Annotated in this window: 16 protein-coding genes; 10 read left to right on the top strand and 6 right to left on the bottom strand. The window is 65.4% G+C overall.

Going from position 1 to position 22,742, the window contains the following annotated elements:
• Positions 1-44: 44 nt before the first annotated feature.
• A complete protein-coding gene (locus CCOS865_RS23170; RefSeq protein WP_415842603.1) occupies positions 45-2,921 on the bottom strand; it encodes a dermonecrotic toxin domain-containing protein in 2,877 nt (958 codons plus the stop codon).
• Between the two features lie 278 nt (positions 2,922-3,199).
• On the opposite strand from CCOS865_RS23170, the gene CCOS865_RS23165 reads away from it, so the two are divergent.
• Positions 3,200-4,582 (top strand): multicopper oxidase family protein, encoded by a 1,383-nt coding sequence (locus CCOS865_RS23165; protein ID WP_119145230.1) that lies wholly within the window; start codon positions 3,200-3,202, stop codon positions 4,580-4,582.
• A complete protein-coding gene (gene tadA / locus CCOS865_RS23160) occupies positions 4,582-5,061 on the top strand; it encodes a tRNA adenosine(34) deaminase TadA (RefSeq protein ID WP_119145228.1) in 480 nt (159 codons plus the stop codon). Before CCOS865_RS23165 ends, tadA begins: the two co-directional genes overlap by 1 nt.
• 128 nt (positions 5,062-5,189) lie before the next feature.
• Here tadA and mltF read toward each other — a convergent pair whose 3' ends face one another.
• Positions 5,190-6,647 carry a membrane-bound lytic murein transglycosylase MltF gene (gene mltF / locus CCOS865_RS23155; RefSeq protein WP_119145226.1) on the bottom strand — a complete coding sequence of 486 codons (1,458 nt, stop codon included), beginning with the start codon at positions 6,645-6,647 and terminating at the stop codon, positions 5,190-5,192.
• Positions 6,648-6,982: 335 nt separating this feature from the next.
• On the opposite strand from mltF, the gene purL reads away from it, so the two are divergent.
• Together purL and CCOS865_RS23145 are read left to right on the top strand one after the other, a co-directional pair.
• Positions 6,983-10,882, top strand: a complete 3,900-nt coding sequence (gene purL / locus CCOS865_RS23150; protein ID WP_119145224.1) for a phosphoribosylformylglycinamidine synthase — start codon at positions 6,983-6,985, stop codon at positions 10,880-10,882.
• A 3-nt stretch (positions 10,883-10,885) separates the two neighbouring features.
• Positions 10,886-11,197 carry a YqfO family protein gene (locus CCOS865_RS23145; RefSeq protein ID WP_119145222.1) on the top strand — a complete coding sequence of 104 codons (312 nt, stop codon included), beginning with the start codon at positions 10,886-10,888 and terminating at the stop codon, positions 11,195-11,197.
• Positions 11,198-11,243: 46 nt separating this feature from the next.
• Here the strand turns inward: CCOS865_RS23145 and tatC are convergent, their stop codons facing one another.
• Genes tatC through tatA form a run of 3 tightly spaced genes read right to left on the bottom strand, consistent with a single transcriptional unit; the run spans position 11,244 to position 12,531 of the window.
• Entirely contained in the window at positions 11,244-12,002 is a 759-nt protein-coding gene (tatC, locus tag CCOS865_RS23140; RefSeq protein WP_119145220.1) for a twin-arginine translocase subunit TatC, read from the bottom strand.
• Positions 11,999-12,301, bottom strand: a complete 303-nt coding sequence (gene tatB / locus CCOS865_RS23135) for a Sec-independent protein translocase protein TatB (protein ID WP_119145218.1) — start codon at positions 12,299-12,301, stop codon at positions 11,999-12,001. The genes tatC and tatB overlap by 4 nt, the downstream gene beginning before the upstream one ends.
• Complete coding sequence (gene tatA / locus CCOS865_RS23130) at positions 12,301-12,531, bottom strand: twin-arginine translocase TatA/TatE family subunit (RefSeq protein ID WP_119145216.1); 231 nt, start codon at positions 12,529-12,531, stop codon at positions 12,301-12,303. The genes tatB and tatA overlap by 1 nt, the downstream gene beginning before the upstream one ends.
• Positions 12,532-12,676: 145 nt before the next feature.
• On the opposite strand from tatA, the gene gspK reads away from it, so the two are divergent.
• Complete coding sequence (gene gspK, locus CCOS865_RS23125; protein WP_119145214.1) at positions 12,677-13,642, top strand: type II secretion system minor pseudopilin GspK; 966 nt, start codon at positions 12,677-12,679, stop codon at positions 13,640-13,642.
• Between the two features lie 140 nt (positions 13,643-13,782).
• Here the strand turns inward: gspK and CCOS865_RS23120 are convergent, their stop codons facing one another.
• Positions 13,783-15,831: a PhoX family protein gene (locus tag CCOS865_RS23120; RefSeq protein ID WP_119145212.1), complete on the bottom strand. Its 2,049-nt coding sequence runs from the start codon at positions 15,829-15,831 to the stop codon at positions 13,783-13,785.
• A 223-nt stretch (positions 15,832-16,054) separates the two neighbouring features.
• On the opposite strand from CCOS865_RS23120, the gene CCOS865_RS23115 reads away from it, so the two are divergent.
• Genes CCOS865_RS23115 through gspF form a run of 5 tightly spaced genes read left to right on the top strand, consistent with a single transcriptional unit; the run spans position 16,055 to position 22,740 of the window.
• Positions 16,055-17,695 carry a bifunctional UDP-sugar hydrolase/5'-nucleotidase gene (locus tag CCOS865_RS23115; RefSeq protein WP_119145211.1) on the top strand — a complete coding sequence of 547 codons (1,641 nt, stop codon included), beginning with the start codon at positions 16,055-16,057 and terminating at the stop codon, positions 17,693-17,695.
• Complete coding sequence (locus CCOS865_RS23110) at positions 17,692-18,117, top strand: pilus assembly protein PilZ (RefSeq protein ID WP_119145209.1); 426 nt, start codon at positions 17,692-17,694, stop codon at positions 18,115-18,117. Before CCOS865_RS23115 ends, CCOS865_RS23110 begins: the two co-directional genes overlap by 4 nt.
• Positions 18,118-18,139: 22 nt before the next feature.
• Positions 18,140-20,086 (top strand): type II secretion system secretin GspD, encoded by a 1,947-nt coding sequence (gene gspD, locus CCOS865_RS23105; RefSeq protein WP_119145207.1) that lies wholly within the window; start codon positions 18,140-18,142, stop codon positions 20,084-20,086.
• A complete protein-coding gene (locus CCOS865_RS23100) occupies positions 20,086-21,534 on the top strand; it encodes a GspE/PulE family protein (protein WP_119145205.1) in 1,449 nt (482 codons plus the stop codon). Before gspD ends, CCOS865_RS23100 begins: the two co-directional genes overlap by 1 nt.
• A gap of 3 nt (positions 21,535-21,537) precedes the next feature.
• A complete protein-coding gene (gene gspF, locus CCOS865_RS23095) occupies positions 21,538-22,740 on the top strand; it encodes a type II secretion system inner membrane protein GspF (RefSeq protein WP_119145202.1) in 1,203 nt (400 codons plus the stop codon).
• The last annotated feature ends 2 nt before the right edge of the window (positions 22,741-22,742 follow it).

Genomic DNA, 22,742 nt, shown 5'->3' with positions numbered 1-22,742 from the left:
ACAATAAAAAGGGTGAAGCCATGAGATTTCACCCCTTTTATGCCCTAGCTGGCAGGCTTGTAATGCATGCCATTGCGTTCAAACAGAACCTTCAAGCGCTTCAGCTCAGGTGTGCGGTACTGATCCGCCCAAGGCCAACGGCTGTTGTCGATATAGAAGAAATGGTCATCCACAAGAATGGGCGTAAACACCAGTTGGCCGACGCGGTTGCGGTGCACCAGGGACGGCCTATTGTCCCTGGTGATGAACATGAAGTCCCCGGCTGTACTTAATCGTTGCTCAAGCTGGCTGTCCTCAACGGCGGGTGGGGGCAGCGCGTCAAGGCTACCGGTCTCTGCCTGGGCAACTGTCAATGGAGCCCGCAACAAGAGCTCGCTCTTGATTCGAGTGGTTGTGATGTTCTCGTCAATATAGGGGAAGCCGGGGTCAACGCCGATGCCGCCGGGTTGGCCGATATCGATATCCACCACGCGCAGGCCGATCGCCTTTTGCATCTCACTCAAGCCGGGTACGCCTTCATAGCTGTTGGCGTGGGTGTTGCCCACCAACGCTACCCACCTGCTCTTGCCACGTATCAGTTGGTCTGCGTCGATGATGAGGTGGGCGAAGTAGTTCATCATCTGTTGGCGTGCCAACGGGCTTGGGGTCTTGGCCCATGCCTGTGCATAGCTGGCCATGCAATCTATCGCCTGGATGCGGATGCCATGCTGTTGGGCCTTGAGCATGACATTTTCAAAGGTGTAGTGGCCTGAGCGGTCAGTGATATGGCCGAAATCCTGGGCTTTGATGTAGCGCTGGATTTTGTCTGGCAGCTGCCCGGTGCGGTTGAATTGGTCCAGTTCGACCTGTTGGAAGTCGGTCGTGTAGTGCTCCATGTACAGCACTTTCACCTGCTGTTTTTTCAACTCGGCCATATTGTCGATGAGGAAGCGCTTGCTGCCCAATGCAGAATGCGACTCGCCAATGACCAGGCCGTCCGTGTTTTCGTAGATGCCCCGAATGATCTGTTTCGGGCTCGCCTGGCTGGCAAGGTCCGGCGTTTGCGGGCGCTCTGGCAGCGTGGCGGAATGGATGTATTGAGTGGCGTCGGCGGCCAGTCGGTCTCGCAGTTGGGCATATTCCTCGTAGACGTGATTGGCCTCTGCATCGAACGAGAAGTGGTCCCCGCTGATGACCCTGTTCTGTGGGGAAATATCGTATTTCATGAACGTCGCACGCCGTGCGGCCGGCACCTCGTACGGCGTGACTTCCAAGGGCGGTAGTGCAGACGGAGTGGCGCTGATCCCCAGGAGTTTGAGCAGGGCCTTGGGCGGCTTGCCGCCTTTGAGTCCGTTGCGTGCCATGGGTTGCCAGGCACCCTCGGGCGTGCGCTGAAGGGGCACGTGGCGAGCGAACGAGAAGGGCGACTCCGGGTCGACGACCACCCACTGAGTGGATTCCCCTACATACCGCACCTGATAGGGCAGGTCGTCAATCAGCACATAGAACTGTCCTTGCTGGGTGTAGACCCCTGCAAGTTCACCGCTGCCCGGTGCGCCGTTGAGGATTTCATTGGACTCGAAGCCCGCCAGCAACTGATCCGGCGCTTTTGGCTGGAATGGCTCGGGTAGGCGCGCCTCCAGTTCGCTGCTGCTCAAGGGTGTTTGCGGCTCGATTTCAGTCGATGGCTCACCCGCACCCGCCTCGACAAGCTCTTCGCCCAGTGCGCCGCTGACACTGGCCAGTAGCGTTGCATTGAACAGCGTATCGATAGCCGCGAACACGGCGCCGACCACGCCAGCTCGGCGTTCGGCGGTCGTGTGGCCATTGACCGCCTGGTCGATGTTCAAGCCCGTGTCTGCCAGCCCTGCGCCGACTACGGCCAGGGCAATCGGCCAATTCAAGGCGGCCATGGGGCCGAAGACTTGTCCGAACGCCTTCAGGTACCCGATCCACAGTTGTTTGCGCAGGTCGCTGTTCGAGCGCAGGGCAAAATGCGCGTCGTCCAGCATGCGCTGGTGTGCCGAGTCGCGCAGGTGGATGAAGGCATCGCCCTGAATCCGTTGGTCGCGCTGATTGAGGTACTGACCGTCATCACCGCCCCAGTGATAGAACATCAGATCAAGCTGGTGGTTGAGGCCGACGTCGCTACCGTGTTCCGCGTGGCAGGCCAGCGCGAAGTGGCTCATGAAGCGCGCACGATTCTCACGCGCGTTGGTCTGGCTGAGTACCCACCAGTAGAGTTCGTTGCGATTGGCGAACAGGTGCAGGGCATCCACTTCACCTGGCACATAGACCAGCTCGGCGCCGTCGGTCATCGCGATACGCAGGATATCGCTGGCCACGTACCCGCCGATGTCGAGGCTGCGCAGTTGGGAGCCTTGCGCAGGCGTCGTGGTTCGCCGCAGGTGCTCCAGCGTGACGGGCGAAGTGATCTCACTGCCCAGCGCGTCTGCCGCCAGCAGCGAGCGTTTGGCCAGTTCACTGCCAGGGTGATCGGCGCACACCTCCATCACCTTGGCCATGAAGTTGGTTTTCGCCAGCACGCAGAAGTCGTCGGCGTGCTGTTGCCAGAACGCCGTGAGCCGCTGATGAAAAACGCTGCTGAAGTCGAACGCCCAGAAGTCTTCGAGCACCCGCTGGGGGTCGATCGGGATCTGGTTCGAGGCATCGAACACGGCTTTGTTGGCACCGGCCGTATAGAACCCGGTGTAGTCGCTGAGCAGGTCGGCGTTGTCCTGATCGTTGACGTCGAAGCGCTGCATGACCAGTTGCGGCAAGGTCAGGGACTGGACCGGCCGCTCATGGTGGGCCCAGCCACTGTAGGTCGGGGCGCTAACGGCCGTGGTGAAGCGGTTGAAGTAGACTTGGTCAGGGTCCAGCGCAGGTTGCTGATACTTGCTCAACGTAGCGGTGGCGGCTTCCCGGGCCATCTGACGCATGTCCGGGCATGCACTGACCAGCGGCTCGGCCAGTGCTCTCAATTGTCGTTGAACGGCCTGCGGTTGCTCGCGCGACGCCATGAGCCTCTCCTGCGGTGGGTGGGGAGGGCTCAGGATGGGCCGTTCGGCACGGCTCGGGTGTTACATATGTCTGGGCCAGGCGCCGGGCTGGTGGGCACTCTTCACTTAATCTTTCTCACTTGCAGGTGTATCGTATTCGCCCTTCCTCGCCAGCCGCTGCTGGCAGACTGATCGCGTATAACGAGGTACCCGCACCGATGTCCTTTACCCGTCGACAAATGCTCAAGGGCCTCACCGGCCTGGTCGTGGTTGGCCTGGGCGCTGGAGGCGCAGCGCGCTATTGGCTGGGCAAGGTCGAGGACGAGAATGCCGGGCATGACTATGAACTGATCGCCGCGCCGCTCGAGGTCGAGCTGGTGGCGGGCTTCAAGACCGAGGCCTGGGCCTTCGGCCCGTCGGCGCCGGGCACCGAGCTGCGGGTGCGCCAGGGCACCTGGCTGCGGGTGCGCTTCATCAACCACCTGCCGGTGGAAACCACCATTCATTGGCACGGCATCCGCCTGCCGCTGGAAATGGACGGCGTGCCTTACGTGTCGCAGCTGCCGGTCAAGCCGGGCGAGTTCTTCGACTACAAGTTCCGCGTGCCAGACGCCGGCAGCTACTGGTACCACCCGCATGTCAGCAGCTCCGAAGAGCTCGGCCGCGGCTTGGTCGGCCCGCTGATCGTCGAAGAACGCGAGCCCACCGGCTTCCAGCATGAGCGCACGCTGAGCCTGAAAAACTGGCATGTCGACGAGCAGGGCGCCTGGCTGCCGTTCAGCATTCCCCGTGAGGCGGCGCGCAATGGCACCGCCGGACGCCTGATCACCATCAATGGCCAGGCCGACGCGGTCACCGAACTGCCCGCCGGGCAGGTGGTGCGGGTGCGCCTGCTCAACCTCGACAACACCTGGACCTACCGCCTCAACCTGCGCGGCAATTGCGAGGCGATGATCTATGCGCTGGACGGCAACCCGGTGACGCCGCGCCCGCTCGAGGACGACTATTGGCTGGGCCCGGGCATGCGTATCTGCCTGGCGATCCGCATCCCCGAGCCTGGCGAAGAAATTTCCCTGCGCGACGGCTTCGTGCGCCTCGGTACCCTGCGTTCGGTGGCCAGCAGCGAGGCGCCGGGCGACTGGCCCAAGGCCTTGCCGGCCAACCCGATTGCCGAGCCGGACCTGGAGAATGCCGAGAAGATCAACTTCAACTTCGAGTGGGTCGGCAAGGTCTCGGTCGACACCGACAGCGGCCGGCCGCCGAGCCTGTGGCAGATCAACGGCAAGGCCTGGGACATCACCGACAAGACCTGTGCCGACCGGCCAATCGCTACCCTGGAGAAGGGCAAGAGCTACATCTTCGAGCTGAAGAACATGACCCAGTACCAGCACCCGATCCATTTGCACGGCATGAGTTTCAAGGTGATCGGCTCCAATCGCCACAAGATCGTCGAGCCGTGGTTTACCGATACCTACCTGTTGGGCAAGAACGAACGCGCGCAGGTGGCGCTGGTGGCGGATAACCCCGGTACCTGGATGTTCCACTGCCATGTCATCGACCACATGGAAACCGGCCTGATGGCCGCGATTGCGGTGGTCTGATGCGCCCACAGATCATTGATCGCAGCCGGGATGAGGAATTCATGCGCCTGGCCCTGCAGTTGGCCGCCGAAGGCGCGGCGTTGGGCGAGGTGCCGGTGGGCGCGGTGCTGGTGCAGCACGGCCAGGTGCTGGGCAGTGGCTTCAACCGACCCATCGTCGACAGCGACCCCAGTGCGCATGCCGAGATGGTGGCGATTCGCGCGGCAGCCAAGGCGGCCAGCAATTATCGGCTGCCGGGCAGCACGCTGTACGTGACCCTGGAGCCGTGCAGCATGTGTGCGGGCCTGATCGTCCATTCGCGGGTGGCGCGGGTGGTGTATGGCGCGCTGGAGCCCAAGGCGGGGATCGTGCAGAGCCAGGGGCAGTTCTTTACCCAGGGGTTCCTCAACCATCGGGTGCTGTATGAGGGCGGGGTGCTGGCCGAGGCGTGCGGGCAGATACTCAGTGAGTTCTTCAAGGCCCGGCGGGCCAAGGGCTGACAGATCGGCGTTGGTCGGGCAGGGCCTCTTCGCGGGGCAAGCCCGCTCCCACAGGTATGCAGCAGTACTGAAGACTAGCGCGGTCCCTGTGGGAGCGGGCTTGCCCCGCGAAGAGGCGACAACTGGCACTACATCGGCGGCGACTGCTCCGCCGGCTTGTCCTTGTTGACCCCTGGCACATGCAGGTTGCCCTCGGCCACCTGGCCTTCGAGCTGCGGCTGGGTCACCCAGGTCAGGATGTCGTAGTAACGGCGGATGTTGGCCACGAAATGCACCGGCTCGCCGCCGCGCGCATAGCCGTACTTGGTCTTGCTGAACCACTGCTTCTGCGACAGGCGCGGAAGCATCTTCTTCACGTCCAGCCATTTGTTCGGGTTGAGCTTCTCACGCTTGGCCAGGGTGCGCGCGTCTTCCAGGTGACCGCTGCCGACGTTGTAGGCCGCCAGGGCGAACCAGGTGCGGTCCGGCTCCTTGATGCTGTCGTCGAGCTGCGCCTTGACCAGCATGAAGTACTTGGCGCCGCCGGTAATGCTCTGCTTGGGGTCCAGGCGGTTGGACACGCCCATGGCCTGGGCGGTGCGCTGGGTGAGCATCATCAGGCCGCGCACACCGGTCTTGGAGGTGACTTCGGGTTGCCACATCGACTCCTGGTAACCGATCGCCGCCAGCAGGCGCCAATCGACTTCCTCGACCTTGGCCGAGACCTTGAAGTGCTTTTCGTACTTGGGCAGGCGCTGCTGCAGGTGCTGGGCAAAGGTGTAGGCACCGACATAGCCGAGCACGTCGACATGCCCGTAGTAACGGTCCTTGAGGCGCTGCAAGGTGCCGTTCTTCTGCGCCTTGTCGAGAAACTCGTTGACCTCGTTGAGCAGGCTGTTGTCTTCCCCGGCGGCCACCGCCCAACGCTGGTCACGGGTGTCGCCGAGGTCGAAGGCCACGCGCACGTTGGGGAAGTAGACCTGGTTCATGGCCAGCTCGTTGGAGTCGACCAGGGTCAGGTCGATCTGCCCCTCGTCGACCATGCGCAGCAGGTCGACCACTTCAACCGCGTCGGACTCTTCGTATTCCAGCGTGGGAAACTGCCTTTTAAGTGTCGCCAGCTGTTCGGCGTGGCTGCTGCCCTTGAGCACCATGATCTTTTTGCCGAGCAGGCCCTTGGCCTGGGTCGGCCGCGAACGACCGTTGCGGTAGATGACCTGCGGCGTGACTTCCAGGTACGGGTGGGAGAATTTCGCCTGGGTGACGCGCTTTTCGCTACTCACCAGGCCCGCCGCGGCCAATACCGGGCCGGACGGCTTGCCCAGCTGGTTGAACATTTCGTCGATATTGTCGGCGGTCTCAATCTCCAGCTTCACCCCCAGGTCATCGGCAAAACGCTTGACCAGCTCGTATTCGAAGCCGGTTTCGCCGTTGCGATCCTGGAAGTAGGTGGCCGGGCTGTTGCGGGTTATCACGCGCAGCACACCGTCCTCCTTGACGCGCTCGAGTGTGCTGGGTTTTTCAACACAGGCACCGAGCATCAGGAAGAGTCCGGTTGCGAAGAGCCATCTGGCGCAACGCTGGCGCAAAGCAGTGTGGGCGAACATAGGTTGCAGTATACGCAAAGGGCCGCGCCTGCCATATCTCGACAATAAGTGGCTTGTCTGCTAGCGGTTTATGGCCGAATCGACCTCGCCGACCCCGGCCAGGCCCTTGTGGGGGCGGGTTTGCCCACAGATACGGTGCTTGGCGCATGACCCTTCTGACGGGTAAAGCCGCTCCTGCAGGGTTTGCGCCTGACGTAAAAAGTGACGTTATTTTTTGACCTCGGAGTCCGGTTCCGCCGCCCGGCAGCATTGGTGTCGAGCGGGTGCCGAAACCGCTCGAATTACGCTAGAATGCACGGCCTCTAAGCACACCCCTTCCTGAGGCTGTCCCGACGATGTTGATCCTGCGCGGCGCTCCTGCCCTTTCTGCCTTTCGCCACGGTAAGCTACTCGAGCAACTGAGCCAGAAAGTCCCCGCTGTTACCGGCTTGTATGCCGAATTCGCCCACTTCGCCGAAGTCGACGGTGAGCTGACCGCTGACCAGCAGCAGGTGCTGGCCCGTCTGCTCAAGTACGGCCCGAGCGTACCGGTGCAGGAGCCAAACGGCCGCCTGTTCCTGGTGGTCCCGCGCCTGGGCACGATTTCGCCCTGGGCCAGCAAGGCCAGCGACATCGCCCACAACTGCGGCCTGCAGAACATCCACCGGCTGGAACGTGGTATCGCCTACTACGTTGCCGGCAGCGTCAGCGATGCCGATGCCGCACTGATCGCCGCCGAGCTGCACGACCGCATGACCCAGCGTGTCCTGGCCCGTCTGGAAGAGGCGAGCGACCTGTTCAGCCACGCCCAGCCCAAGCCGATGACTTCGGTCGACGTGCTTGCCGGCGGCCGTGCCGCCCTGGCGCAAGCCAACATCGACCTGGGCCTGGCCCTGGCCGAAGACGAAGTCGACTACCTGGTAGCGGCCTTCCAGGGCCTCAAGCGCAACCCCAACGACATCGAACTGATGATGTTCGCCCAGGCCAACTCCGAGCACTGCCGGCACAAGATCTTCAACGCCAGTTGGGATATTGATGGCCAGTCGCAGGAAAAAAGCCTGTTCGGCATGATCAAGAACACCTACCAGATGCACAGCGAAGGCGTGTTGTCGGCTTACAAGGACAACGCCTCGGTGATCGTCGGTAGCGTCGCCGGGCGCTTCTTCCCGAACCCTGAAACCCGCCAGTACGGTGCGGTGCAGGAGCCGGTGCACATCCTCATGAAGGTCGAGACGCACAACCACCCGACCGCCATTTCGCCGTTCTCCGGTGCCTCTACCGGTTCCGGTGGCGAGATCCGTGACGAAGGCGCGACCGGCCGCGGTGCCAAGCCCAAGGCTGGCCTGACCGGTTTCACCGTGTCCAACCTGCGTATCCCAGGCTTCGAACAGCCATGGGAAAAGCCTTACGGCAAGCCAGAGCGGATCGTTACCGCCCTCGACATCATGGTCGACGGCCCCCTCGGCGGCGCGGCGTTCAACAACGAGTTCGGTCGTCCGGCACTGACCGGCTACTTCCGTACCTTCGAGCAGTCGATCAACACCCCGCACGGTGAAGAAGTGCGCGGCTACCACAAGCCGATCATGCTGGCGGGCGGCCTGGGCAACATCCGTGAAGACCACGTGCAGAAGGCCGAGATCACCGTTGGCGCCAAGCTGATCGTGCTCGGCGGCCCGGCCATGCTGATCGGCCTGGGCGGCGGCGCCGCGTCGTCGGTGGCCACTGGTGCCAGCTCGGCAGACCTCGACTTCGCCTCGGTACAGCGCGAAAACCCGGAAATGGAACGCCGCTGCCAGGAGGTCATCGACCGCTGCTGGCAGCTCGGCGACCAGAACCCGATCGCCTTCATCCATGACGTCGGCGCGGGCGGTATTTCCAACGCCTTCCCGGAGCTGGTCAACGACGGTGGCCGTGGTGGCCGCTTCGAACTGCGCAACGTGCCCAACGACGAGCCGGGCATGGCCCCGCACGAGATCTGGAGCAACGAGTCGCAGGAACGTTACGTGATGGCAGTCGATGCTGCCGACTTCGAGCGTTTCAAGGCCATCTGCGAGCGCGAGCGTTGCCCGTTCGCCGTGGTCGGTGAAGCCACCGCAGAGCCGCACCTGACCGTGACCGACAGCCACTTCAGCAACACCCCGGTGGACATGCCACTCGACGTGCTGCTGGGCAAGCCGCCGCGCATGCACCGTTCGGTGACCCGCGAAGCCGAGCTGGGCGATGACTTCGACCCGAGCACGCTGCAACTGAGCGACTCGGTCGAGCGTGTCCTGCGTCACCCGGCGGTGGCCAGCAAGAGCTTCCTGATCACCATCGGCGACCGCACCATCACCGGCCTGGTTGCCCGCGACCAGATGGTCGGCCCGTGGCAGGTACCGGTGGCCGACTGCGCCGTTACCGCCACCAGCTTCGACGTCTACAGCGGCGAAGCCATGGCACTGGGCGAGCGTACCCCGCTGGCCCTGCTCGACGCCCCGGCCTCGGGCCGCATGGCGATCGGCGAGACCCTGACCAACCTGGCCGCCGCGCACATCGGCAAGCTGTCCGACATCAAGCTGTCGGCCAACTGGATGTCCGCTGCCGGCCACCCGGGCGAAGACGCGCGTCTGTACGACACGGTCAAGGCCGTCGGCATGGAGCTGTGCCCTGAGCTGGGCCTGACCATTCCGGTGGGCAAGGACTCCATGTCGATGAAGACCCAGTGGAGCGAAGAGGGCGCCGAGAAGAGCGTCACCTCGCCGATGTCGCTGATCGTCAGCGGCTTCGCCCCGGTCGTCGATATCCGCAAGACCCTGACCCCGCAACTGCGCATGGACAAGGGCGAAACCGACCTGATCCTGATCGACCTGGGCCGCGGCAAGAACCGCATGGGCGCCTCGATCCTGGCCCAGACCCACGGCAAGCTCGGTGCGCAAGCGCCTGACGTCGACGACGCTGAAGACCTCAAGGCCTTCTTCGCCGTGATCCAGGGCCTCAACGCCGACGGTCACCTGCTGGCCTACCACGACCGTTCCGACGGCGGCCTGCTGACCACCGCGCTGGAAATGGCCTTCGCCGGCCACTGCGGCCTTGACCTGGAACTGGACACCCTGACCAGCAAGCCAGAGAAAGTCAGCGCCATCCTCTTCAACGAAGAGCTCGGTGCGGTGATCCAGGTACGTCAGGACGCCACGCCGGACGTGCTGGCACAGTTCAGCGCCGCTGGCCTGGGTGAAGACTGCGTCGCGGTGATCGGTCAGCCGATCAACAACGGCGAAGTGCTCATCAAGCTGGCCGGTGAAGAGCTGTTCAAGGGCGACCGTCGCCTGCTGCAGCGTCAGTGGGCAGAAACCAGCTACCAGATCCAGCGCCTGCGCGACAACGTCGACTGCGCCGATCAGGAGTACGACGGCCTGCTCGAGGAAGACAACCCGGGCCTGAGCGTCAAGCTCGGCTTCGACGTCAACCAGGACATCGCCGCGCCGTACATCAAGAAGGACGTGCGTCCGCAAGTGGCGGTCCTGCGTGAGCAGGGCGTCAACGGCCAGGTCGAGATGGCGGCAGCGTTCGACCGTGCCGGCTTCAACGCCATCGACGTGCACATGAGCGATATCCTCGCCGGTCGCGTCGACCTGGACGCCTTCAAGGGCCTGGTCGCCTGCGGTGGTTTCTCCTACGGTGACGTGCTCGGTGCCGGTGAGGGCTGGGCCAAGTCGGCGCTGTTCAACAGCCGTGCTCGCGATGCCTTCCAGGCCTTCTTCGAGCGTACCGACAGCTTCACCCTGGGTGTGTGCAACGGTTGCCAGATGATGTCCAACCTGCACGAGCTGATCCCGGGCACCGAGTACTGGCCGCACTTCGTGCGTAACCGCTCGGAGCAGTTCGAGGCGCGCGTGGCGATGGTCGAGGTACAGAAGTCCAACTCGATCTTCCTGCAGGGCATGGCCGGTTCGCACATGCCGATCGCCATTGCCCACGGTGAAGGCCATGCCGAGTTCGCCAGCCAGGATGCATTGCTCCAGGCCGACCAGTCCGGCTGCGTGGCACTGCGCTTCGTCGACAACCACGGCAAGGTCACTGAACGCTACCCGGCCAACCCGAACGGTTCGCCACGCGGGATCACCGGCCTGACCAGCCGCGACGGCCGTGTGACGATCATGATGCCGCACCCGGAGCGTGTGTTCCGCGCCGTGCAGAACTCGTGGCGTCCGGACGAGTGGCAGGAAGACGCGGCCTGGATGCGCATGTTCCGCAATGCGCGGGTCTGGGTGAACTAAGCCATGTACAAGCTCGCCTTGTTCGTCCCGGCGAGCCATGTCGAGGTGGTCAAGGCCGCTGTGTTCGCCGCTGGCGGCGGACGCATCGGCGACTATGAGCACTGCGCCTGGCAGACCCTCGGCCAAGGCCAGTTTCGCCCGATGGACGGCAGCCAGCCGTTTCTCGGGCAGGCGGGCCAGGTCGAAGTGGTGGACGAGTGGAAGGTGGAGCTGGTGGTGGCTGACGAACTGATCGCTCAGGTCGTCGCTGCACTCAAGCAGAGCCACCCGTACGAGACGCCAGCCTATGAGGTCTGGCGGCTCGCCGAGTTCTAGAGCTCACTGACGCTAATCGCGGGGCTTGCCCCGCGATTGCATCAGCTCATTCAGCAACAATCTCCCGGCCAGCCTCAGGCCGTCGAATCATCCCGCACGCCAACAACCCCACCTCGAACAGCACCCACATCGGCACTGCCAGCATCGTCTGCGAGAACACATCCGGCGGTGTCAGAATCATGCCCACCACAAAGCACCCGACGATCACATAAGGCCGGCTACGGCGCAGCGTCGGCACATCGGTCAACCCCGCCCAGACCACGATGAACGTCGCCACCGGAATCTCGAACGCCAGGCCGAACGCCAGAAACAGTGCCATGATGAAGTCCAGGTAAAGCCCGATGTCGGTCATCATCGCCACCCCGTCCGGGGTCACGCTGGCAAAGAAGCCGAACATCATCGGGAACACCAGGAAGAACGCAAAGGCCATCCCGCCATAGAACAGCACGATGCTCGACACCAGCAGCGGCAGGGCGATGCGCCGTTCGCGCTTGTACAGCCCAGGGGCGATAAAGCCCCAGGCCTGGTGCAGCAACAACGGCATGGCGAGGAACAGCGCGCACATCGCCGTCAGCTTGAACGGCGTGAGAAACGGCGAGGTGACGCTGGTGGCGATCATGCTCGTGCCTTCCGGCAGGTAACGCCGCAGCGGCTCGGAGATCAGCGTGTAGAGGGTCTGGGCAAACGGAAACAGCCCGGCAAACAGCACGGCGATCACCAGCAGCGCGCGCATCAGGCGCTTGCGCAGCTCACGCAGGTGCGCGGTCAGCGGCATGCGTGGATCGGATTGCATGGCCACGCTCATGACACACCCTCCTTGGCCGGCAGCTTGGCAGCCAGCGGTGCTGCGGCGTCATTGGCCGGTTCTGCCTCGAGGCGGATGCCTTGGCGCAGGTCCTGTTCGAGCTTTTGCAGCGGTGCGCTGTCGAGCGCCGGCAGGTCTATTTCCCGCTCGACCTGGGCGCGCAGGGCGTTCATCGCCCGGCGTGCCTGGCCCAGCCCGCGGCCCAGGGTACGTGCCGCTACCGGCAAGCGTTCGGGCCCGAGCACCAGCAGGGCGACGACCGCCACCAGCAGCAGTTCGGTGAAGCCTACCTCGAACATCAGGCCTGCCGATCCGTCTGGGCCTGCTGCACGGGCTGGGCGTTCAGCGGCGGTTGCTGCTGGACCTGTGGGTTGCTCGGAGTGGCGTCATTGTCGCCACCCATGGACTTGCGAAACCCCTGTATCGCCTCGCCGACATCACTGCCCAAGCCCTTGAGGCGCTTGGTGCCGAACAGCAGAAACACGATCATCAGCACGATCACCAGTTGCCAGATTCCGATGCCACCCATTAGAGACCACTCCTGTAAGGCCATGAAAAGAGAGGCAATCCTGCCTGTCGTAGATGACGTGAACATGACTGTCGCGCAGGTTGCCATCTGGCTGAAACACGCGCGGTGTTGACTGGCGTTTTCGGCGATGCAAACGGTGGCAAGGATGGGCAGGGAACGACAGCGCGGCGCCGCGCTGCTGATGGTCATGGTGGCGCTGGCAATGATTGCCGCAGGGCTGACCTGGCTGGTCGAGGGGGGCCGCCGGCAAGTCGATGAAGTGCGCCTGTTGCAGCAACGCGTGCAGGCACGAGCGATGCAGCAGGCGGGCCTGGTCTACGCCGCGCAGGCCTTGCGTGACCCGGCCTGGCGCGCCAGCCCGCTGTTCTGGCAGGCCTTGCGCGGGCAGCCGCTGAACTATGATTTTGGCGCCGGCAATGCGCAGTTGCGGGTACGCGACCAGCACACCTGCTTCAACGTCAACGCCTTGCTCGGTGAGGATGCCGAGCGCGCCGAGCGCCAGTTGCGCTTCCTGCTCGGCGATGACATGGTGGCCGAGCGGCTGGTGCACGCGCTTGGCGATTGGCTCGACAGTGACAGCGATGCGCGCCTGCAAGGCGCCGAGAGTGCGCAGTACCTGCGCCAGCAACCGGCGCGCCTTGCCGCCAACCAGCCGATGGTCGACAGCAGCGAGTTGAACCTGCTGCTCGAGCCGGATGCCAGTCGACAGAGCCGTTACCCGATGTTGTGTGCCCTGCCGCAGACCAGCGGCTGGCGCTTGAACGCCAATGCCTTGGGGCTGGAGCACCTGGGGTTGCTGGACGCGTTGTACGAGGGGCGTTATCCGCGTTCGCTGCTCAGCCGTATCGTCAGTGGGCGGCCGGCGGCGGGGTATGTGGATGCCGCGGCGTTGCGCCAGGCATTGGGGGCGGTGGATGACGAGACGTTTGCCCGGTTGAGCGAAGGCTTGCTGCTCAACAGTGGGCATTACCTGTTGCAGCTGTCGTTCGAGGAGGAGGGGGTGAGGCTGCGCAGCCAGTTTCAGATCGAGGCGCTGGGGGTGGTGCAGTGGCATGCGCGGGTGCCGGCGCAGCAGGTGCGGGTCCGCAGCCGTGAGCCGCTGCCCTTTTAAGCCTTGAGAGTGCTGGGGCTGCTTCGCAGCCCATCGCAGGCAAGCCAGCGCCTACAGCACAGCGCCGATCGTAAAACCGACGCTGTCCCTGTAGGAGCTGGCTTGCCAGCGATGGGCCGCATAGCGGCCCCGGCAATGGATCAGGCAGTACCGATCTCACCGCCATCATTACGCTGGATCACCACCGTCGAAGCCCGTGGGCGCACGGTAGCCCCCGCTGGCGCCGCATCGGTGGCCACATCGTTGTACGGCCAGTTGCCCGGGTGCTGGATGTTGACGAACATGCTCTTGTTGTCCGGCGAGAAGGCGATCCCGGTCACTTCACAGCCGTTGGGCCCAACGAAGAACCGACGCAGGTCCACCTGGTTCTGCGCATTGACCGGGATCTGCTTGCCCGAGGCGTCCACCAGATCGGTCGGGATCACCGCCAGCAACTGGTCATTGGTGTAGCTGGTCAGGGTCGACTCGCCGTTGTCGGTCTCGAACCACAACACCCCGCGGCTATCGAAGCTCATGCCGTCCGGGCTGGCGAACTGGTTCAGTTCGGTCAGGCCCGAGCGGTTGATGTCGGCGGTGCCGGCGGCGTTGGCGCCGAACACGAAGATATCCCAGTCAAAGCTCAACTGATCGTCGCTGTCGTGCCAGCGGATGATATGACCATGACGGTTCGGGCCACGCGGGTTGGCCGCATCGACCTTGTCGGCAGTCCGCGCGCTGTTGTTGGTCAGGGTCAGGTAGACATCACCGTTGGTCGGGTGCACCGCGGTCCACTCCGGACGGTCCATCGGCGTTGCACCGACCGCATCGGCCGCGCCACGGGTGTTGAGGATGATCCCCGCCAGGTCGCCATACAGCGCGCCCAGGGTGCTGCCGCCGGTGGTCGCGGTGGCCACGTCGAGCAGCAGCCAGTTGCCTGTGCCGTCGGCATTGAAGCGGGCGACGTAGAGCTTGCCCTGGTCCATGTACTTGGCACCGGTGGCGAGTCGATCGGCTGGCGTGGCGTCTGCCGCTTCCCACAGCGCGGTGGAGACGAACTTGTACAGGTACTCGTTGTTGGAGTCGTCGCCGGTGTACCAGACCAGCGGCTTGCCGACTACCGGCAGGCCCGGGCAGCAGCCTTCGTGGCGGAAGCGGCCCAGCGCGGTGCGTTTGACCGCACGGGTGCTGGCGTCGTACGGGTCGATCTCGACGATGTAGCCATAGGTGCTGGCTTCGTTGCGGAAGTCGTCGGTGGCGCTGGCACCGGTCGGGGTGATGTCGAAGCGGGCGAATTCATCATCCACCTCGGTGGCGTCACCGGCGCAGGTTTCCCACTTGTACTGGCCGCTGGTACTGCTCACGCCGATGCGCACCTGGTCGGCCGGGCGGGCGGCCTTGTTGACGAAGATGCCGGGCCAGTTCTCTTCGCAGGTCAGGTAGGTGCCCCACGGGGTGTAGCCGTTACCGCAGTTGTTGTTGGTGCCACGGGCCTGGGTACCGCCCGGCGAGAACTTGGTCTTGACGTGGTCGGTGCCGCGCAGCGGGCCGGCGATGTCCATCAGCGAGACGGTGGTGAAGCGGCGGTTGAGCGGGTCGTTGTCGACCACCTGCCAGCGGCCGCTGACCTTTTTCAGGCGCACCACGCCAGCGCCGTGGGCGTTGATTTCCTTGCGCGCTTCCTCGACCGGGCGCTTGCCGCCGGCATCGGTGGTCGGGCCGGCCGGGTGCAGGGCCTGGGCATCGATGTACTCGAAGTTGATCGCCAGCAGGCCATCCTCGGAGCTGCCGTTGATGGGGAAGAAGTGCATGCCGTCATGGTGCATGCCCATGGCGTTGGCCTGGTCGGTGGAGGTGTTGCTGCCGTCGGATTTCCACGGGTTGGCTTGGCTGTTCAGCGGCGTGCCCCAAGGTGCCAGCACGTAGGCGCTGTAGCCGGCGGCGACGACGCAGGCGTCGGTGCGCGAGCCGGCGATGGAGGTGAAGCCCAGCTTGAGTTTCGGTACTTCTGGTTCGGTAACCGGATCATCGTCGTCGGAACCGCCACCGCTGTCGAAGCAGCCTGTCAGACCGGTACCGGCGATCATCGCGATCGCTGCGCCAAGGCTGCCCCGCATCACGGTGCGACGGCTCAGGTAAGCGTCCATGACGCTGGCCATTGGCAGGTTTGCGCTCAGGTTCCGGTCCAGGTTGTCGCCGGTGTCTCGACTCATCAGGGTGTCCTTATAGTGGCTGAGTTGGAGGAACCCGCGACTTTAGAGCGCTTGTGTGATGATTCTTTGGCAGAAATATTAAGGTCCGCTTAAAACTAGTCGTTCTTAGGCGATGCGGTTTACAGATCATTCGGCAATTACTGTCGAATATCTGCCATTAAACTGTCATGTGAGCGCCGCAATATCCGGGACCCTAAGTGAACTCGGAAAGGATGCGGGCCTGATGGCTAGTAGTGTGGGCAGACGCGAAGTGATCAGCTGGATGGGTGTCGGTGCGTTGGCACCGCTGCTCGGCGCCTGTTCTGCACTCCCCGGCCAGGGCGCTGGCGGTGCCTCGGTAGACCTGCTGTATGTCGCCGACACCCTGGATGCCCGGCAACCTGGCCAGGCCGTGGTGCCGGCCACCCGGCTGGGCCCGGTCAGCCATCTCGGCCGCGCACCGTGGATGACCGGCAGCAATGCCAGTGCCGCGCATGCCGAGCTTGCCCCCTTGCTCGACGCCAGCCAGGCCGGCAATGCCCAGCTTGGCGGCTACCCGGTACTGGCGGCGCTGCTCGAGCAACTGCGCAGCGAGGCCGGCGCGCACAACTGCCTGACCCTGGAGAACGGCCAAGGCTGGAACGGCAGCGGCCTGGCCTACCTGACCCAAGGCGACAGCGGCGTGCAGGGCAGCCAGTTGCTCGGCAGTGAAGTGCGCGTCAGCAGCGACGAGCGGGTGCTCTGGCCACAACGCTGCGCGGCGCTGTATCACCAATCCTCTGCGATTACCCTCGGTGCCGGGCTTGCCGGCGACCAGGCCAAGGCGTTTGGCCTGGACAGCCTGCGGGTGTTCGAGCGCGGCGGCGTGCGCATCGCCGTGGTCGGTGTCACCGACCCCTATGCGCAGGATCAGAAAGCCTCGCTCAAGCAGTGGTATCAATCGCTGCAGCCGGTCTTCCAGCAAGCTCGGCGCGACGCGGACCTGGTAGTGGCCCTGGCCGATGTCGGCACCGGGCCCGGCCTGTGGTTGGCCGAGCGGGTCAATGAAATCGACGTGCTGCTGTGTGCCCGTGGCCAGGACCTGTGGCCGGCACCGGTGCAGGCCACCCAGGCCAGCGGCCGGCGGGTGCCGGTGCTGTTCGCCGGTTGCCGGGCCAGTGGCGCGTTTCGCCTGCGCTGCCAGCAGGTGGCCGGCCAGTGGCAGTTCGATGCACGCTTCTTTGCCGCGTTCGAGCATCAGCTGCCGCCCACCGCCCAGGCCCGCGCCAGCCAGTTGCGTGGCGTGCTGCGCCAGCAACGCGCCGGCCACGCCGCCTGGCTCGACCAACCCCTGGCGCGCGCACCCCAGGCGCTGTGGCGGCGTGATACCCGTGGCGGCAGTTGGGACCGGCTGCTGCACCAGGCCCTGGCCAATGACAGCAGCATGCCGGTGTTGCTCCCCGGCCTGCGTTACGACGCGCCCTTGGCGGCGGGCGAGACGATCACCCGCGAACACCTGATCAGCCTCACGGGCGGCTACACCGCGCCCGTGGTCGAAGCGCCCGCGCGGCAGGTCGAGCAGGTGCTGGAAAACGCCGCCGAGCAGTTGTTCGGCGACCCCTTGCTGCTCGACAACAGCCAGGACCTGCCGCGCTGGCAAGGCCAGGCCTGGCGCGTCAGTTACAGCCCACAGGGCAAGCGCATCAGCGGCCTCGAACCGGTAGAGGGCCTGTGCCGCACCTTCGGCCTGCAGTTCGACCCGCAGGCCGGTGAGCCGCTGTGGCAGACGGTCGAAGCCTGGCTGGTGCGCCAGCCCAGCGACTGGCAACTGGCGCCGCTGCAGTTGCCCGAAGTGCGCTACGTACAAGGCCATCCCGGCTGGCACCCACGGCAGGTGCCGGCTTGACCTGGCGCGGCCGACTGTTCAACGCCGCCCTGCTGACCCTGGCCGGTTGGCTGGCCGCGCAGTGCGTGCTGCAAGCCAGCCGCCAGCCGCAGCTGGCCGCCGCGCCGGCAATGGCTGCACCGGCATTGCCCGGCCTGATGGTTGGGCAGTGGCAGGCGCCAGTCGCTGACGGCGTGATCCCGCTGACCCGGTTGCCCCTGCAATACCTCGGCGGCCTGCGTGCCCAGCCGCTGTCATCCACCGTGGTGGTGCTGCGCTATGGCCAGCAGGTGCGCACGCTGGGCCGTGGCCAGCGGCTGGCGCCCGGCATCGTCCTGCAGGACATCGACAGCGATGGCCTTATTTTCGACAACCAGGGGCGGCGCGAGCGCCTGCCCTGGCCGCCACGGCCTGCCGTGACCGGCTTCAAGCGGCAAGGATAGAGCGATGTTGGCTAGATACTGCATGGCGGCTGTGATGACCCTGAGCCTGTCGTTGGCCTGGGCCGAAGAGCCGGAGGTGTTCGACGAGGGCGGCACGCCGATGTACGAGGTGAACTTCGTCGACACCGACCTGGTCGAGTTCATCGACAGCGTCTCGCGCATCACCGGCACCACCTTCATCGTCGACCCGCGGGTCAAGGGCAAGGTCACCGTGCGCACCGTCGACCGGCATGACGCCGATGCCATCTACGACATCTTTCTCGCCCAGCTGCGCGCCCAGGGCTATGCCGCGGTCGACCTGCCCAACGGCAGCGTGAAGATCGTCCCCGACCAGGCCGCGCGGCTGGAGCCGGTACCGGTCGAAGGTGGCGGCGAAAAAACCGCCGGCAGCGATGGCGTGGCGACCCGCGTGTTCAATGTGCGCAACGCCGCCAGCGAGCAGATGCTCGGCATCCTCAAGCCGCTGATCGACCCCCGGGTCGGGGTGATCACGCCGTACCCGGCGGCCAACCTGCTGGTGGTCACCGACTGGCGCAGCAACCTCGAACGCATCGACAAGCTGTTGCGCCAGCTCGACCAGGTCAGCGAAGAGCCGCTGCAGGTCATGAAGCTGCAGCATGCCAGTGCCGCCGACACCGCCCAGCTGGTCACCCGCCTGCTGGCCAGCGAGCAAGCGGCCGACCGCGCCCAGGTGGTCGCCGACCCGCGCAGCAACGCCTTGCTGGTGCGCGGCAGCGCCGACAGCCGCGAACGGGTGAAGGCCTTGCTGGCCCAGCTTGACCGGCCCGGTGACAACCTGCACAGCAGCAACACCCAGGTGATCTACCTGCGCCACGCCAACGCCAGTGAGGTGGTCAAGGTGTTGCGCGGCCTCAGCCAGACCGGCGCGGTGCCCGCCGGCGGGCAGGGCGAAGGGCAGGGCGAGGGCAAGGACCAGCCGCTGGCGATGGCCAGCGATTCGGGCATCCGCCTGGAATATGAAGAAGGCACCAACGCCGTGGTCATGGTCGGCCCGGACAGCGAGCTGGCCGCCTACCGCAACATCGTCGAACAGCTGGACATTCGCCGCGCCCAGGTGGTGGTCGAGGCGATCATTGCCGAGGTCTCCGACAGCCAGGCGCAGGAGCTGGGCGTGCAGTGGCTGTTCGCCGACGAGAAGTTCGGCGCGGGGATCGTCAACTTCGGCAGCAACGGGGTCAACATCGCCAACATCGCCGGCGCCGCCGCCAGTGGCGACAACGAGGCGCTGGGTGACCTGCTGTCGGCCACCACCGGCGTCACCGCCGGCATCGGCAGCTTTGGCGGCGGCTTCAACTTCGCCATGCTGATCAACGCGCTCAAGGGCAAGAGCGGTTTCAACCTGCTGTCGACGCCGACCCTGCTGACCCTGGACAACGCCGAGGCGTCGATCCTGGTCGGCCAGGAAGTGCCCTTCGTCACCGGCTCCGTGACCCAGAACAACGCCAACCCCTACCAGACCATCGAGCGCAAGGAAGTCGGGGTCAAGCTGCGCATCAAGCCGCAGGTCAACATCGACAACAGCGTGCGCCTGGACATCGTCCAGGAGGTCTCGTCGATCGCCGACAGCACCAGCGCCAGCGACGTGATCACCAACAAACGCGAGATCAAGACCAAGGTCATGGTCGAGGACAATGGCCTGGTGATCCTCGGTGGCTTGATCAGCGACGAGCTCAGCACCAGCAACCAGCGTGTGCCGTTGCTCGGTGACATTCCCTACCTGGGCCGGCTGTTCCGCTCCGACGCGAGCAAGAACACCAAGCAGAACCTGATGGTCTTCATTCGCCCGCGGATCCTGCGTGACGGGCCGAGCCTGGCCGGCCTCAGCCAGGAAAAATACCGCACCCTGCAACAGACCACGCCGCTGCAGTTGCCCGAGCTGGCCGAAGGCACGCCGCTGCTCAAGGTGTTCCCGTCGAGCCGGGCGCGGCTTGAAGGCGGTAACTGGTGATGCTGCCCTACCGCCTGGCGCGTCAGGCCGGCTTGGCCATGGCGCCGCTCGCCGAAGGCTGGCAGCTGTGGCTGCGGCCCGACGCCGACAGTGACCAGCTGCAGGAGCTGCTGCGCGTGCATGGCCAACCCCAAGGGCTTGAGTACCTGGATGCCGAGGCCTTCGATGCGCGCCTGGGCCAGCTGTACGAAGCCGGCAGCGGCACCACCCAGGCGTTGATCGACGGCATCGGCGAGCAGGTCGACCTGGACAGCCTGATGAGCGAGATGCCACGCATCGAAGACCTGCTCGAAAGCGACGACGAAGCGCCGGTGATCCGCCTGATCAACGGCCTGTTCGGCCAGGCCCTGCGCCTGCGTGCCTCGGACATCCACATCGAGACCTTCGAACAGAGCCTGGTGGTGCGCCTGCGCGTCGACGGCCACCTGCGTGAAGTGCTGCGCCCGCCACGCGCGTTGTCGGCGATGCTGGTGTCGCGGATCAAGGTCATGGCGCGCCTGGACATCGCCGAGAAGCGCCAGCCGCAGGATGGCCGGATCACCCTGCGCGCTGCGGGCCGCGAGGTCGATGTGCGGGTCTCGACCTTGCCCGGTATCCATGGCGAGCGGGTGGTGATGCGCGTGCTGGACAAACAGGCGAGCCTGCTCGCGCTGACCAACCTGGGCATGCCCGAGGCGGTCTTGCGCGGCCTGCGCAGTTGCCTGGCGCGGCCCAACGGAATCGTCCTGAGCACCGGCCCGACCGGCTCGGGCAAGACCACCACGCTGTACGCCAGCCTCAACAGCCTGAACGACGGCAGCCGCAATATCCTCACCGTCGAGGACCCGGTCGAATACGCCATCGCCGGCATCGGCCAGACCGCGATCAACCCGCGCGCCGGCCTGACCTTCGCCACGGGCCTGCGCGCCATCCTGCGTCAGGACCCGGACGTGATCATGCTCGGCGAGATCCGTGACCAGGAGACCGCACAGATCGCCGTGCAGGCCAGCCTCACCGGCCACCTGGTGCTGTCGACCCTGCACACCAACAGTGCGGTGGGCGCGGTGACCCGCCTGCGCGACATGGGCATCGAACCGTTCCTGATCGCTTCGTGCCTGCGCGGGGTGCTGGCCCAGCGCCTGGTGCGCAGGCTCTGTGCGTGCGCCCAGGCGCAGCCGTTGCAGGCCGCCGAGCGCGAGCTGTGGCCGGAGCTCGGTGCCTTGACCGAGACCTACCATGCCGTCGGCTGCGAGCACTGCCAGGGCAGCGGCTACAACGGCCGGCTTGGGCTGTATGAATTCGTCGAACTCGACCCCGGGCTGGTCGCGCTGCTGTACGACGGCGCCAGTGAAGCGGCCATGCACGACTACCTGGTCGAGCGTCGACAGAGCCTGGTGAGCATGGCCAGCGACTGCCTGCGGCGCGGCGAAACCAGCCTCGCCGAAGTGCTGCGCGTGGTTCAGGGCTGACCGATGCCGACCTACCGCTACCAAGCCGTCGACCTCGCCGGCAAGACCCACGGCGCCAGCCTGCAGGCCGACAGCGAACGGCATGCGCGGCAGCTGCTGCGCGAGCAGGGCCTGTTCGCCCGGCAACTCAAGCGCCACGACAGCGCCGCCGCCCAGCCGCGCCGGCAGCGCCTGAGCCGCGCCCAGCTGTGCGAACTGACCCGTCAGCTGGCGACCCTCACCGGTGCCGGGATTCCGCTGGTCGATGCCCTGCACACGCTTGAACGGCAACTGCGCCAACCGGCCCTGCACGCGGTGCTGGTGGCGGTGCGTGGCGCCCTCGCCGAAGGCTTGGGCCTGGCCCGCAGCCTGGCCCGCCAGGGCGCGCCGTTCACCGGCCTGTACTGCGCGCTGGTCGAGGCCGGTGAGCGCTCCGGGCGCCTGGCCCAGGTGCTGACACGCCTGGCCGACCACCTCGAACAGGTCCAGCGTCAGCAGCACAAGGCGCGCACCGCGTTGATCTACCCCTGTGTGCTGATGGGCGTGTCGTTGGCGGTGGTGGTCGGCCTGATGACCTTCGTCGTGCCCAAGCTCACCGAGCAGTTCGCCCACTCCGGGCAGAGCCTGCCGTGGGTGACCTCGCTGTTGATCGGCATCAGCCAGGGCCTGGTCAGCGCCGGCCCGTGGCTGCTTGGCCTGGCCATTCTGCTGACCCTGCTGGGCGGCTGGCTGTTGCGCAAACCCTATTGGCGCCTGCGCCGCGATGAGCTGTTGCTGCGCCTGCCGCGGGTCGGCGGCCTCCTTCAGGTGCTGGAAAGCGCGCGCCTGGCGCGCAGCCTGGCGATCCTCAGCGGCAGCGGCGTGGCCCTGCTCGAGGCGTTGCAGGTGGCCACCGAGACGGTCGCCAACCGGCGCATCCGCCAGGCCATGGAGCAGGTGCGCCAGCAGGTCCAGGGCGGCACCAGCCTGCACCGCGCGCTGGACGCCAGCCAGCAGTTTCCGCCGTTGCTGGTGAACATGGTCGGCAGCGGCGAGGCCAGTGGCACCCTGGCCGACATGCTCGAGCGGGTGGCCGACGACCAGGAGCGCGGCTTTGCCCGTCAGGTCGACACGGCCATGGCGCTGTTCGAACCCTTGATGATTCTGGTGATGGGCGGCGTGGTGCTGTTCATCGTCCTGGCCGTACTGCTGCCAATCATGCAACTGAACCAAGGCCTGCAATTGTGACG

This window comes from Pseudomonas reidholzensis (assembly GCF_900536025.1).
Taxonomy (GTDB): Bacteria; Pseudomonadota; Gammaproteobacteria; order Pseudomonadales; family Pseudomonadaceae; genus Aquipseudomonas; species Aquipseudomonas reidholzensis.
The sequence above is the reverse complement of the archived record's forward strand: the minus strand, read 5'-3'. Positions and strand labels throughout refer to the sequence as shown.